This window comes from Streptomyces sp. NBC_01669 (assembly GCF_026339735.1).
GTDB lineage: Bacteria > Actinomycetota > Actinomycetes > Streptomycetales > Streptomycetaceae > Streptomyces > Streptomyces yanii.
Window position 1 is genome coordinate 5,445,798 of the sequence record NZ_JAPEQG010000001.1, and the last position, 14,065, is coordinate 5,459,862.

Annotated in this window: 8 protein-coding genes and 1 pseudogene; 5 read left to right on the top strand and 4 right to left on the bottom strand. The window is 70.4% G+C overall.

Going from position 1 to position 14,065, the window contains the following annotated elements; all coding sequences use genetic code 11:
- Nucleotides 1–112 precede the first annotated feature (112 nt).
- The 3 genes and pseudogenes from OG972_RS24525 to OG972_RS24535 form a co-directional block, all read right to left on the bottom strand.
- Nucleotides 113–1,732, bottom strand: a complete 1,620-nt coding sequence (locus OG972_RS24525; protein WP_266984803.1) for a cation acetate symporter — start codon at nt 1,730–1,732, stop codon at nt 113–115.
- On the bottom strand, nt 1,729–2,214 hold the full coding sequence (locus tag OG972_RS24530) for a DUF485 domain-containing protein (protein ID WP_266984805.1): 486 nt from the start codon (nt 2,212–2,214) through the stop codon (nt 1,729–1,731). Before OG972_RS24530 ends, OG972_RS24525 begins: the two co-directional genes overlap by 4 nt.
- A 171-nt stretch (nt 2,215–2,385) precedes the next feature.
- Nucleotides 2,386–4,004: pseudogene (locus tag OG972_RS24535) on the bottom strand (MFS transporter).
- Between the two features lie 430 nt (nt 4,005–4,434).
- On the opposite strand from OG972_RS24535, the gene OG972_RS24540 reads away from it, so the two are divergent.
- The 4 genes from OG972_RS24540 to mfd all read left to right on the top strand — a co-directional run bounded on the left by OG972_RS24540 (nt 4,435) and on the right by mfd (nt 12,385).
- On the top strand, nt 4,435–5,223 hold the full coding sequence (locus tag OG972_RS24540; protein ID WP_266984807.1) for an ABC transporter ATP-binding protein: 789 nt from the start codon (nt 4,435–4,437) through the stop codon (nt 5,221–5,223).
- Nucleotides 5,220–7,802, top strand: a complete 2,583-nt coding sequence (locus OG972_RS24545; RefSeq protein WP_266984809.1) for an ABC transporter permease — start codon at nt 5,220–5,222, stop codon at nt 7,800–7,802. The genes OG972_RS24540 and OG972_RS24545 overlap by 4 nt, the downstream gene beginning before the upstream one ends.
- A 241-nt stretch (nt 7,803–8,043) precedes the next feature.
- Nucleotides 8,044–8,715, top strand: a complete 672-nt coding sequence (locus OG972_RS24550; protein WP_266984811.1) for a class I SAM-dependent methyltransferase — start codon at nt 8,044–8,046, stop codon at nt 8,713–8,715.
- A gap of 139 nt (nt 8,716–8,854) precedes the next feature.
- A complete protein-coding gene (mfd, locus tag OG972_RS24555) occupies nt 8,855–12,385 on the top strand; it encodes a transcription-repair coupling factor (protein WP_266984813.1) in 3,531 nt (1,176 codons plus the stop codon).
- Here the strand turns inward: mfd and OG972_RS24560 are convergent.
- Complete coding sequence (locus tag OG972_RS24560; RefSeq protein WP_266984815.1) at nt 12,363–12,938, bottom strand: TetR/AcrR family transcriptional regulator; 576 nt, start codon at nt 12,936–12,938, stop codon at nt 12,363–12,365. The genes mfd and OG972_RS24560 overlap by 23 nt on opposite strands.
- Nucleotides 12,939–13,043: 105 nt before the next feature.
- Here OG972_RS24560 and OG972_RS24565 point away from each other — a divergent pair, with 105 nt between their 5' ends.
- The gene (locus tag OG972_RS24565; protein ID WP_266984817.1) at nt 13,044–13,910 is read left to right on the top strand and encodes a hypothetical protein; all 867 of its coding nucleotides are present in this window, start codon (nt 13,044–13,046) and stop codon (nt 13,908–13,910) included.
- Nucleotides 13,911–14,065: the final 155 nt, after the last annotated feature.

The window sequence follows — 14,065 nt, forward strand, 5'->3', positions numbered from 1 at the left end:
CACCACCGGCGACTTGGCGCAGACGGATGAAGCAGTCGCCGACGGCACAGGCGCCGCTGTGGCTCGTACATGACGGCGGCGCCGGGACGGACATGGCCGACGGCGGCGGTGTTCAGCGGCGGGAGGCAGGCGGCGCGCCCGCCAGGATCCACGGCTCCTCGGCCTCGTACAACCGGCGTTCCTCGGCCGCCGTACGCCCGCCGAGCACCGTGCCCAGCCAGCCCGACAGGAAACCGACCGGGATCGACACGAGCCCGGTCGTGGTGAACGGGAACCAGTTGAAGTCGTGTCCGGGGAAGACCGTCCCGGGTGAACCCGAGACCAGGTTCGTGCCGGTGATCAGCACGAGGACGGCGACGGTGCCGCCGATGAGGGTGCAGAGCAGTCCGGTACGGGTGAAGCGTCGCCAGAACATGCTGTAGACGAGCGCCGGGGACAGCGCCGACGCCCCGATGCAGAAGGAGAGCGTCACCAGCGCCTGGAGGTTCCAGTGCCGGGCCAGGACGGCGAGCGTGGTGGCGACCAGACCGACACCGACCGCGGCTGCCTGTGCCGTGCCCATCTCGATGCGACCCTCGACCGGCCCCTTGTCCCGGTTGCGTATCCCGTGCAGTCCGTGGGCGAACAGGTCGTGGGCCAGGGAGTTCGCACAGGCCAGGATCATGCCGGCGACCGAGGCGAGCAGGGTCAGGAAGATGGCCGTCGTCATCATGGTGACGACCAGCGCGCCGAGCTCACCGCTGCCCGCCACGGCGCCGCTGACCTGCAGGATCGAACCGTTACCCTGTGCTCCGGCGGCCACGATGAGGTTGTGGCCGACCAGTGCCGCCGCACCGAAACCGATCACGGTGAGCAGCAGGCAGAGCCCTGCGACCACCGAGACCGCCCAGGAGAGCGAGCGGCGGACGGACTGTGCGCTGCGGGCGCTCGACATACGCATGGTGATGTGCGGGAGACAGGCGGCGCCGAGCACCACGGTCAGTTCGGAGCTGACCATGTCGAGCCCGCTGCCGCCGAACTGCAGCCCCGACTGCAGATAGGCCACCCCGGCCCCGCTTCCCTGCTGGGCGGCGGTGAGCAGGGCGCCGGTCGACCAGTCGAAGCGGTTCATGACCAGGAGGGAGATGGTGAGACAGGCGGCCACGAGGACGACCGTCTTGACGATCTGGATCAGGGCCGTACCCTTCATCCCGCCGATCGCCGCATAGCTGATCATCACGATGCCGAGCACGATGATCGAGCCGGTGCGGAATCCGGAACTGTCGAACCCGAGGATGAACGCCAGAAGATCGCCGCTGCCCGCGAGCTGAACGACCATCAGCGGGACGAGCGCGGCAAGGGTGACACCACACGCGGCGATGCGGACCGCGCGGCCGGGGGCGCGGCGGGTGAGCATGTCGCCCATGGTGAACCGGCCCGCGTTGCGCAGCGGTTCGGCCAGCAGGAACATCAGCAGGACGAGCGAGAGGGTGGTGCTCAGGGCGAGCACGAGCCCGTCGTAGCCGGTGAGGGCGATGATCCCGGTGGTACCGAGGAGGGTCGCCGCGGAGAGGTAGTCACCGGCGATGGCGAGGCCGTTGCGGATGGGGGAGAGCGAGCGGTAGCCGGTGTAGAACTCGTCGAGGTCGTCGCGGTCCGGTCCCGTCATCACACAGAGCAGCAGGGTGACGGAGGCCACGGCGATGAAGGCCACCAGGGACATCGTCTGTGCGGACTCGTCGAATCCGTTCATCGGACCGCTCCTGTTCTGCGGAGTTCTGCGGAGAGCGGATCGACCACGCGCCGGGCGGTCCGCTCGTACAGGGCGATCGCGAGCAGGGTCACCGGGAGCTGGCACAGACCGAGTGCCAGGCCGGTGGTGAGGCCGCCGCCGAGAGGGTGGGTCATCAGGCCCGGCGCGAAGCCGGACAGCAGGAGGAAGAGCGTGAAGAAGCCGAGTGCGGTCAGCGTCGCGCCGCGCCGCAGTACGCGGTAGGCGGCGCGCAGTCTGCGCAGATCGCTGTGGTGGCCGGGGGCGGGGACGGGCGTGACGGGCGGACTGGGCCAACGGGGTGGTGCGGCGGGCGCGGACCTTTGCCAGGGCAGCAGGAAGCCGGGGTCCTGGGGAGGCTGGTACTGCGGCCGGTGGGACGGCTGCGGCCGTTCGTGGCGGGGCGGGTACGGGGGGCGGCGCGGCGGCTGGGACGGGGAGGCGTGCGGAGGCTCGTACGACATCGGGATGCTGCTCCTTGCATGGCTCGGGTCCGGTGACGGACTGCAAGGCAGAAGCGCGTGTGCGCTATCGGAAGCGCGTACGTTACTCGCGAGTATCCTCGCTGGGGAGGGGTTGGCCCGAACTACCTGCGGTAACTCTTCAGTTGTCTACGGGACAGCCCTGAGCTCCTCTTAGTCCCGGGGCGCTTCGGTGCTGCTCACGGCGGCGGTTCCGGCGACGGCATCGGTGTTCTCGGTGAGGATCGGGAAGCGGCGTGGCGCCACGAAGACCAGCACCAGCAGCGCCACCGCCGCGGCCACCGCGGCCCCGACGTACACCTGGTCGACAGCGGCGTCGACGGCCCGCCGCAGATGGTCCGTCGCGGCGGCGGAGAGCGCGCCCGGGTCGTCCAGTGCGTGGGAGATCGCGTCCAGGCCGCCCTGCAGCCCGGGGGCGGGCGCGTCCGCGAGCCGGGAGGCGAGGACCCCGTTGGCGACGGCGCCGAAGAGCGCGGCGCCCAGACTCTGGCCCACCTGGCGGCAGAACAGTACGGAAGCCGTCGTCGTACCGCGTTCGGACCAGCCGACCGTCGACTGGACCCCGACGATCAGCGGCAGTTGGAACAGCCCCAGCGCCGCGCCCAGCAGCAGCATGATCAGGGCCGGCTGCCAGGGCTCGCCGGGGTACGGCAGCAGCGGGAACGAGAGCAGGATCAGCAGGGCGCAGCCCATGCCGATGATCGCGGTGCGGCGGAAGCCGATGCGGTTGTAGACCCGGTTGGAGAGGGCCGCCGACACCGGCCAGCTCAGCGTCATCACGGAGAGCACGAAACCGGCGGCGATCGGGCCGAGGCCGAGCACCGACTGGGCGTACGTCGGCAGGAAGACCGTCGGGGCGACCATCAGCAGCCCCATCGCACCCAGGGCCAGATTGACCGAGGCGATGGTCCGCCTGCGCCACACCCAGCCCGGGATGATCGGGTCGGCGGCGCGCCGCTCGATGACGACGGTCAGCACGGCGAGGACCGCGCTCGCGGCCAGCAGGCCGAGCGACGGCGCGGAGAGCCAGGGCCAGGCGACCCCGCCCTGGACGAGCGCGGTCAGCAGCAGGGCGCCGGTCGCGAAGACGGCGAGGGCGCCCGCCCAGTCGATCCGTGGCCGTGGCGCACCGGCTCCGCGGGGGCGGGACGGCTCGTGGAGGTGGCGCACGACCAGCCAGAGCGCGAGCGCCCCGACCGGCAGATTGATCAGGAAGATCCACCGCCAGTCGGCGTACGCGGCGAGCAGCCCGCCGATCACCGGTCCGGCGACGGCGGACGTGGCCCAGACAGTGGACAACTTGGCCTGGATCCGCGGGCGTTCCTTGAGCGGGTAGAGGTCGGCGGCGATCGTCTGCACCGTGCCCCCTGCAGCGCCCCGCCGCCGAGCCCCTGGACGACCCGGAAGGCGATGAGCGCGGCCATGTTCCAGGCGGCGGCGCAGAGGACCGAGCCGACCAGGAAGAGGATGATGCCGGCGATCAGGACCGGTTTGCGGCCGAACGTGTCGGAGAGCTTCCCGTAGACCGGCAGAGTGACGGTGACGGCCAGCAGATAGCCGGAGAAGAGCCAGGAGAAGACGGCGAAGCCGCCGAGATCGCCGACGATCTGCGGGACGGCGGTGGAGACGATGGTGCCGTCGATGGCCGCCAGCGCCATGCCGAGCATCAGCGCGGCCACGACGGGGCCGCGGCCCCGGGGCGCGGGCGGGGAGGGGGCGGGGTCCACTCCGGACCCCGATATCGCTTCGGTGTCGCCGACCGAGCCGCTCATAAAGATCCCTTCCCCATGCACGTATCTTCCGGTGACACTGTCTCACCCGCTGCCGGGCAGGGCCCCGGGACCGGTCAGCCGCCACCCGGGGGTGGAGCCCCTGAGATCCGGCTCCACCCCGGGGCTGAGACCCCTAGGGGTAGCTCCTTACTTCTGTCCAGGGGCGGTTCCTCCCGGCGGAGGACGTGGGGCCGGGGGCCCGTTCCTTAGCGTGTTCCTACAGCGCGAATGCGGGTGACCGCAGGGGGCGGGGTGGGGAAAACCCCACCGCAAGACTGCGCTGGGCACCAGCGCGCCGGACCACGTCCGGACACGAGACTTAAGTACGTACACAGCGCCGTCCGTTCAGCGGGCGGCGCCCATCTCGAATCGACGTCCTGACCGAGGACGTCTTCGCCGACGACGTCTTGACCGACTTAGGAGAATCACCGTGACAACGGCTGTAACCATTCCCAGGCACGGGGGCACTGGAGGGCGTACGGCCGTCGCTGCGCGGGCGCGGCAGGTCGTCAAGGCGTACGGCGCAGGGGAGACCCGGGTCGTCGCGCTCGACCATGTCGATGTGGACATCGCCCGTGGGCAGTTCACCGCGATCATGGGCCCCTCCGGTTCCGGCAAGTCGACCCTGATGCACTGCCTGGCCGGACTGGACACCGTGAGCTCGGGCGAGATCTACCTCGACGAAACCGAGATCACCCAGCTCAAGGACAAGAAGCTCACTCAGCTCCGCCGGGACCGGATCGGCTTCATCTTCCAGGCGTTCAACCTGCTCCCGACGCTCAACGCGCTGGAGAACATCACGCTGCCGATGGACATCGCGGGCCGCAAGCCCGATGCCGGCTGGCTGCGCCAGGTCGTGGAGACGGTCGGTCTCGCCGAGCGGCTGAAGCACCGGCCCACCGAACTCTCCGGCGGCCAGCAGCAGCGGGTCGCGGTCGCCCGGGCGCTCGCCGCCCGGCCGGAGATCATCTTCGGTGACGAGCCCACCGGGAACCTGGACTCGCGGGCCGGCGCCGAGGTGCTGACCTTCCTGCGCAAGTCGGTCGACGAGCTGGGACAGACCATCGTCATGGTCACCCACGACCCGGTCGCCGCCTCCTACGCGGACCGGGTGCTGTATCTCGCGGACGGACGCATCGTCGACGAGATGCACAACCCGACGGCCGACCAGGTCCTCGACCGCATGAAGGACTTCGACGCGCGCGGGCGGACGTCATGACTGTTTGGAAGACATCGAGGCGCAACTTCTTCGCGCACAAGGGACGAATGGCGCTCTCCGCCGTCGCGGTCCTGCTCTCGGTGGCGTTCGTGTGCGGCACGCTCGTCTTCACCGACACCATGAACACCACGTTCGACAAGCTCTTCGCCGCCACCTCCGCCGACGTCACCGTCAGTCCCAGGACCGCGCGGGGCGCCGACGAACTGCCGGCGAACGGCGAGCCCGTTTCGCTACCCGCCGCCGCCGTCGAGCAGGCCGGGAAGGCGGACGGGGTGAAGACCGCCGAGGGCGCGGTCACCAGCATGTCCGTCACCGTCGTCGACAGCCACAACAAGAACATGGGCTCCTCGACCGGCGCCCCGACGATCGCGGGCAACTGGACGCAGAACGATCTGCGTTCCATGGAGATCACCTCCGGCCACGCACCGCGCGGTCCGACCGAGGTCATGGTCGACGCCGACACCGCGGACAAGCACCACCTGAAGATCGGTGACGAGCTGCGCACCATCGCCGTCACCGGCGACATCAGGGCGAGGATCAGCGGTATCGCCTCCTTCAAGGTCACCAACCCGGGCGCGGCCGTCGTCTACCTCGACACCGCCACCGCACAGGTCAAGCTGCTCGGCAAGCCCGATGTCTTCACCCACATCTCCGTCACCGCCAAGCCCGGTGTCAGTGATGCGCAGTTGAAGAAGAACGTCGCCACCGCCCTCGGTGACAGCGCCGCGTACAAGCTCCGGACCCAGCAGGAGGCCGCGGACGCCAACAAGGACTCCATGGGCTCATTCCTCGACGTGATGAAGTACGCGATGCTCGGCTTCGCCGGGATCGCCTTCCTCGTCGGCATCTTCCTCATCGTCAACACCTTCTCCATGCTGGTGGCCCAACGCACCCGCGAGATCGGCCTGATGCGGGCCATCGGCTCCAGCCGCAAGCAGGTCAACCGGTCGGTCCTGATCGAGGCGCTGTTCCTCGGCGTCGTCGGTTCCCTCCTCGGCGTCGGCGCCGGCATCGGTGTCGCGGTCGGACTGATGAAGCTCATGAACTCCATGGGCATGAACCTGTCCACCGAGGACCTCACGATCGCCTGGACGACTCCGGTGCTCGGGCTGACGCTCGGCATCGTCGTCACCGTCTTCGCCGCGTACATCCCGGCACGCCGGGCCGGAAAGATCTCCCCGATGGCCGCCCTGCGGGACGCCGGAACCCCGGCGGACGGCCGCGCGGGCCGGGTCCGGGCCGCGATCGGCCTCGTCCTCACTCTTGCCGGTGGCGCCGCGCTCCTCGCTGCGACGCGGGCCGACAAGTCGAGCGAAGGCTCGCTCTTCCTCGGTGCGGGCGTGGTCCTCACCCTGATCGGCTTCATCGTGATCGGCCCGCTGCTGGCCGGCTTCGTGGTCCGGGTGCTCAGCACGGTGGTGCTGCGGATGTTCGGCCCGGTCGGACGGATGGCCGAGCGCAACGCGCTGCGCAACCCGCGGCGTACCGGAGCGACCGGAGCGGCCCTGATGATCGGCCTCGCGCTGGTCGCCTGCCTCTCCGTCGTCGGCTCGTCGATGGTTGCCTCGGCGACCGAGGAGCTCGACAGGTCGGTCGGCGCGGACTTCATCGTCCAGCCGAGCGGCAACCCGCAGCCGATCGTGCCGCAGGCCGCGAAGGCGCTGAAGGCCGTCCCGGGCATCGAGCACTTCACCGACTACAAAGCCGTCAGCGCCAAGCTCACCGCCCCCGACGGCGCGGTCGAGGACGAGGGCGTCGTCGCCGCGGACCCGACGTACAGGGACGACCTGCGCCGCGAGACGGTCTCCGGCAACCTGGCCGACGCCTACGGCAAGGACGCCATGTCGGTCGGCGACGCGTACGCCACCCGGCACAGGATCAAGGTCGGCGATCGGATCACCGTCGCGTTCAAGGACGGCGGGACGGCGAGGCTGAAGGTCGCCGCGATCACCTCGGACGACACGAACGTCGACAAGGGCGCGATGTACACCAACATCACGACCGCGGAGAAGTACGTCCCCGCCGACAAGATGCCGAAGAACATGATCATGTTCGCCAAGGCGCAGGACGGCAAGGAGAAGGAGGCGTACACCGCCCTCAAGGACGCCCTCGCCGCCTACCCGCAGTACACCGTGCAGAATCAGGCCGACTTCAAGCAGGACCTGAAGGACCAGATCGGCCAGCTGCTGAACATCGTCTACGGTCTGCTGGCGCTCGCGATCATCGTCGCGGTGCTCGGTGTGGTGAACACTCTGGCCCTGTCGGTGGTCGAGCGGACCCGTGAGATCGGCCTGATGCGCGCCATCGGCCTCTCCCGCCGCCAGCTGCGCCGCATGATCCGCCTGGAGTCGGTGGTCATCGCCCTCTTCGGCGCCCTGCTCGGCCTCGGCCTGGGCATGGGCTGGGGCACGGCGGCCCAGAAGCTGCTGGCTCTGGAGGGCCTCGGCGTTCTGGAGATCCCGTGGCCGACGATCCTCACGGTCTTCGTCGGCTCGGCCTTCGTCGGCCTGTTCGCCGCCCTGGTCCCGGCGTTCCGGGCGGGTCGGATGAACGTGCTGAACGCGATTGCGACGGAGTAGTGCCGGCAGCGTGACGCAGCCCGTGGACCGAAAGGGTCCACAGGCTTCGGCGCCGGACCTGTCCGATCTGTGTGTCGCAGGACGGTGGCGGAGGCCGACGTAGGATGACTGATCCGGCCCCGGGGTGTTCCTCCAAACACCCCGGGGCCGGACGCGTACCGGTTCCCGTCCGGCGCAACTCCCCGTGCGCTGCCCGAATATCGGGTGCGCAGCCGTGCACCGTGCCCCTAAGGTCCGCCGCATGGACTGGAACAGCTGGCACGACATGTACGACCTGGCGGGCTCCAGCCTCGGGCGGCGGCTGTCGGCTGTGCAGGAGCAGGTCCGTACCGCCTTGGACACCTGTCCGCCGGGACCGGTCCGGGTGATCAGCGTCTGCGCCGGGCAGGGCCGGGATCTGCTGGGAGTGCTCCGGGACCACCCGCGCCGCGACGACGTCACCGGACGCCTGGTGGAGCTGGACGCCGCCAACGTGGCCGCGGCCCGGGCGGCCGCCGAGGCTGCGGGCCTGCACCGGATCGAGGTGGTGCAGGGCGACGCGGCGGTCACCGACGCGTATGTGGGCCTGGCCCCGGCGGACCTCGTCCTGGTCTGCGGAGTCTTCGGCAACATTTCGGACGAGGACGTCGAACGCACCATCGGCTACTGCACCGAGCTGTGCCGCGACGGCGGGACTCTCCTCTGGACCCGGCACCGCAAGGCGCCGGACCTGGTGCCGCAGATCTGCGACTGGCTGGAGGCCCGCGGCTTCGAACAGCGATGGCTGTCCGCGCCGGACGCCGGTTTCGGGGCCGGGGCGCACCGCTTCACGCGGAGCCCCGAGCCGCTGTCGCCCGGGGAATGCATGTTCACCTTCGTCGGGTACGACGTGCTGGCGGCAACCGGCGGCCGACGGCCGGATCCGGCCCGCTGAGCCGGATTGCGGGCGCGGCTGTCGGAGGGGAGTCGTACGCTGGAACCCCCGGCCCGTGATACGTGTCGGGCCCTTCGCGTTGCCCCCTGGCAGCAGCCGGCTGCCGGAATCTCCCTCGTTACCCGGACGGAAGCCCTTCATGAGCCTGCACGGTCTGCTGGATGTCGTCGTACGTGACCCGGCGCTCGCCGAAGCGGTGAAGGCCGCCACCGACGGTCACCGGATGCATGTGGACCTCGTCGGCCCGGCGGCCGCCCGCCCCTTCGCCCTGGCCGCACTGGCCCGCGAGGCCGGGCGGACCGTGCTCGCCGTGACCGCGACCGGGCGGGAGGCCGAGGATCTGGCCGCTGCCCTGCGGACGCTGCTGCCCCCGGACACCATCGCCGAGTTCCCGTCCTGGGAGACCCTGCCGCACGAGCGGCTCTCACCGCGTTCGGACACGGTCGGCCGCCGTCTCGCCGTGCTGCGCCGCCTCGCGCACCCGAGGGCCGACGACCCGGAGACCGGGCCGGTCAGTGTGATCGTCGCGCCGGTGCGTTCCGTGCTGCAGCCGCAGGTCAAGGGGCTCGGTGACCTGGAGCCCGTGGCGCTGCGCATCGGTCAGAGCGCCGATCTCGGCGAGACCGTGGAGGCGCTCTCGGCGGCTGCGTACTCCCGGGTCGAACTGGTCGAGAAGCGCGGTGAGTTCGCGGTCCGCGGTGGCATCCTGGACGTCTTCCCGCCGACCGAGGAGCACCCCCTCCGGGTGGAGTTCTGGGGCGACGACGTCGAGGAGATCCGGTACTTCAAGATCGCCGACCAGCGGTCGCTGGAGATTGCCGAGCACGGCCTCTGGGCACCGCCCTGCCGTGAGTTGCTGCTCACCGACCAGGTGCGCGAACGGGCCGCCGCCCTCGCCGAACAGCACCCGGAGCTGGGCGAGCTGCTCGGCAAGATCGCCGAAGGGATCGCGGTGGAGGGCATGGAGTCCCTCGCCCCGGTTCTCGTCGACGACATGGAGCTGCTGCTCGACGTGTTGCCGAAGGGCTCGATGGCGCTGGTCTGCGACCCGGAGCGGGTCCGCACCAGGGCGGCGGACCTGGTCGCCACCAGCCAGGAGTTCCTCCAGGCGTCGTGGGCGGCGACCGCCGGTGGTGGCGAGGCGCCGATCGATGTCGGCGCCGCCTCCTTGTGGGGCATCGCGGACGTCCGCGACCGGGCCCGTGAGCTGGACATGATGTGGTGGTCGGTCTCCCCGTTCGCCGCCGACGCCGAGCTCGACGAAGACACCCTGAAGCTCACGATGCACGCCCCGGAGTCCTACCGCGGCGACACCGCCCGTGCGCTCGCCGACACCAAGGGCTGGCTCGCCGACGGCTGGCGCACGGTGTACGTCACCGAGGGGCAGGGGCTCGCCTCCCGTACCGTCGAGGTGCTCGCCGGCGAGGGCATCCCGGCCCGCCTCGACCCGGACCTGGCGGAGATCTCGCCGTCCGTCGTCCATGTGTCGTGCGGCGCGATCGACTACGGCTTCGTCGACCCGGTGCTGAAACTCGCCGTACTCACAGAGACGGACCTGACCGGTCAGCGCACCGCGACCAAGGACCTGGGCCGGATGCCGGCCCGCCGCCGCAAGACCATCGACCCGCTGACGCTGGAGACGGGCGACTACATCGTCCACGAGCAGCACGGCGTGGGCCGCTACATCGAGATGGTGCAGCGCACGGTGCAGGGCGCCACCCGCGAGTATCTTCTCGTCGAGTACGCCCCCGCCAAGCGCGGCCAGCCCGGCGACCGCCTCTACATCCCGACCGACCAGCTGGAGCAGGTCACCAAGTACGTCGGCGGCGAGGCGCCCACCCTGCACCGGCTCGGCGGCGCCGACTGGACGAAGACCAAGGCGCGAGCCAAGAAGGCCGTCAAGGAGATCGCCGCCGACCTGATCAAGCTGTACTCGGCGCGGATGGCGGCGCCCGGCCATGTCTTCGGCCCCGACACCCCGTGGCAGCGCGAGCTGGAGGACGCCTTCCCGTACGCGGAGACGCCGGATCAGCTCACCACGATCGCCGAGGTCAAGGAGGACATGGAGAAGTCCGTCCCGATGGACCGGCTGATCTGCGGCGACGTCGGCTACGGCAAGACGGAGATCGCGGTGCGCGCCGCGTTCAAGGCGGTCCAGGACGGCAAGCAGGTCGCCGTCCTCGTCCCCACCACGCTCCTCGTCCAGCAGCACTACGGCACGTTCACCGAGCGCTACTCCCAATTCCCGGTCAACGTGAGGGCGCTCAGCCGCTTCCAGTCCGACACCGAGTCGAAGGCGACTCTGGAGGGGCTGCGCGAAGGCTCCGTCGACCTGGTCATCGGCACGCACCGCCTGTTCTCGTCCGAGACGAAGTTCAAGGACCTGGGTCTGGTCATCGTCGACGAGGAGCAGCGCTTCGGCGTCGAGCACAAGGAGCAGCTGAAGAAGCTCCGCGCCAACGTCGACGTCCTCACCATGTCCGCGACGCCCATCCCCCGTACGCTCGAGATGGCCGTCACCGGCATCCGTGAGATGTCGACGATCACCACGCCCCCCGAGGAGCGCCACCCGGTCCTCACCTTCGTCGGCCCGTACGAGGAGAAGCAGATCGGCGCGGCCATCCGCCGTGAACTGCTGCGTGAGGGGCAGGCGTTCTACATCCACAACCGTGTCGAGTCCATCGACCGAGCGGCCGCCCGCCTCCGCGAGATCATCCCCGAGGCCCGGATCGCGACCGCCCACGGCCAGATGTCGGAACAGGCACTGGAACAGGTGGTCGTGGACTTCTGGGAGAAGAAGTTCGACGTCCTGGTCTCCACGACGATCGTCGAGTCCGGCATCGACATCTCCAACGCCAACACCCTGATCGTGGAGCGCGGCGACAACTTCGGCCTCTCCCAGCTCCACCAGCTGCGCGGCCGCGTCGGCCGTAGCCGCGAGCGCGGTTACGCGTACTTCCTGTACCCGCCGGAGAAGCCCCTCACCGAGACGGCCCACGAGCGCCTGGCCACGATCGCCCAGCACACGGAGATGGGCGCGGGCATGTACGTGGCGATGAAGGACCTCGAAATCCGGGGCGCCGGAAACCTCCTGGGCGGCGAACAGTCCGGCCATATCGCGGGCGTGGGCTTCGACCTGTACGTGCGCATGGTCGGTGAGGCCGTCGCCGACTACCGGGCCTCGCTCGAAGGCGGCGTCGAGGAGGAACCGCCGCTGGAGGTCAAGATCGAGCTCCCGGTCGACGCACACGTTCCGCACGACTACGCCCCCGGCGAGCGGCTGCGCCTGCAGGCGTACCGCGCGATCGCGGCCGCCACCACGGAGGACGACATCAAGGCGGTCCGTGAGGAACTCACCGACCGCTACGGCAAGCTCCCGGAGCCGGTCGAGAACCTCCTCCTGGTTGCGGGCCTGCGGATGCTGGCCCGCGCCTGCGGCGTCGGCGACATCGTGCTCCAGGGCCCGAACATCCGGTTCGCCCCGGTGGAGCTGCGCGAGTCGCAGGAGCTGCGCCTGAAGCGCCTCTACCCGAAGACGGTGATCAAGCCGGCTCTCCACCAGATCCTGGTCCCGCGCCCGACCACGGGCCGGATCGGCGGCAAGCCGGTCGTCGGCCGCGAACTCCTCGCCTGGACCGGGGAGTTCCTCACGACGATTCTGGGGTCGTGAACAACAGCCCGGTGAGCGACCGGAACACCTCCTCGGGGTTCCGGTCGCCCAGCGGGTCGCTCAGATTGCCGCTCAGCAGCAGGGTGGCGAAGCCGTGGGCCAGGGACCAGGCGGCCACCCCCGCGAGGCGGGCGTCGTCGCCGCGTCCGGCGGCGGGGAGCCCGCCGACGCCCGCGCGCAGCGCCTGCGCCGCGCGGGCCCTGGCCGCGAGGAGTTCGGAGTCGTCCGCGCGGTAGAGCTCCGGCTGGAACATCACCTGGAAGTGCGCCGGGTGGCCGGTCGCGAACCGCACGTATCGCACGCCCCTCTCCCGTAGGTCCGGCGCGTCGGCGAGGGCATCGGCGAAGAGTCCGTACCCCTCGGCGGCGATGGCCGTCAGCAGTCCCGTGCGGTCCTTGAAGTGGTGGGCGGGGGCCGCGTGGGAGACGCCGGCCCGGCGGGCCAGGTCGCGCAGGCTCAGGGCGCCGGGGCCCTCGGTGCGGATGACATCGAGTGCGGCGGTGAGGACGGCCCGTCGCAGGTCGCCGTGGTGGTAGGTGCGCTCGCTGCTCATGGACAGCACAGTACGCGGAATCTAGTCATTGACAAGTTCGCGGGAGGCGAGGATTCTCTAGAACTAGTCAGCGACAAGATGCGGGTTCGGCCGAAGGGTGGAGACATGTCCGAGGAGTTGGGTCGCGTACGTCAGATGTGGCACCTGCTGGAGCCCCTGCACGCGGTGCTCTACTACGCGCCGGAGGTCTTCGAGGAGGCCGCCGCGCTCGGCTACCGCACCGACGAGCGCTGGCCCAGTTACTTCGCCTGGCGTGCGGCGCCGCTGGGAGCGGCCGGTGCGGCGCGCGTCGTCGACACGTTCTACAGCTTCAGTCCGGACAAGGTGCGGGAGCATATCCCGGCCGCCTGGTCCGTCGCCTCGCCCGATGCGGTGCTCGCCGCCCGGACGAGGGCGGTCGACCGTGCGTACCGGGCTCTGTTCGGGGAACAGGCCACCGGCCCGGAGATCGCCGAGGCCGAGGCGCTGGCCCGACGTGCCGCGCAGTCCGCGGACGTGACCGGCCGTCCGCTCGCCGGGGCCAACGCCGCTCTGCCCTGGCCGGACGAACCGCACGTGGCGCTCTGGCACGCGGCGACCGTCCTGCGCGAACACCGCGGTGACGGACATGTCGCCGCGCTCGCCGAGGCGGGGCTGGACCCGGTCGAGTCGCTGGTCTCGTTCGCGGGCATCGGCGCCGCGCGGCCGGAGGTGTTCGAGAGCCGGGGCTGGAGCGACGAGGAGTGGAACGCGGCCCGTGGGCGGCTGGTGAAGCGCGGGCTGTTGGAGGAGGACGGCACGGCGACGGAGGCGGGCCGGACGCTGCGCGCCGAGGTCGAGCGGCGCACGGACGAACAGGCGGCCGCACCCTGGCGGGTGCTCGGAACGACGGAGCGGGAGCGGCTCGTGGAACTCCTGGGGCCGTTGTGGGTGGCGGCGATCGGGTCAGGGCTGCTGCCCTCCGAGACGACGCTCGGCATCGGAAAGGTGTGAGCTCCTCCAACGACCTGGTGCACGAGAGCGAGTGGATCAGGTCGTAAGACGTGGCGCGGTGTGATTCGGGCCGCATCCCGAACGTGTGGCGGCCTTGAACGCCCGTCAGCGGGGAAGGCGTCCGTAGGATCACCGCGTTCGGCTTTCTCCCTGTC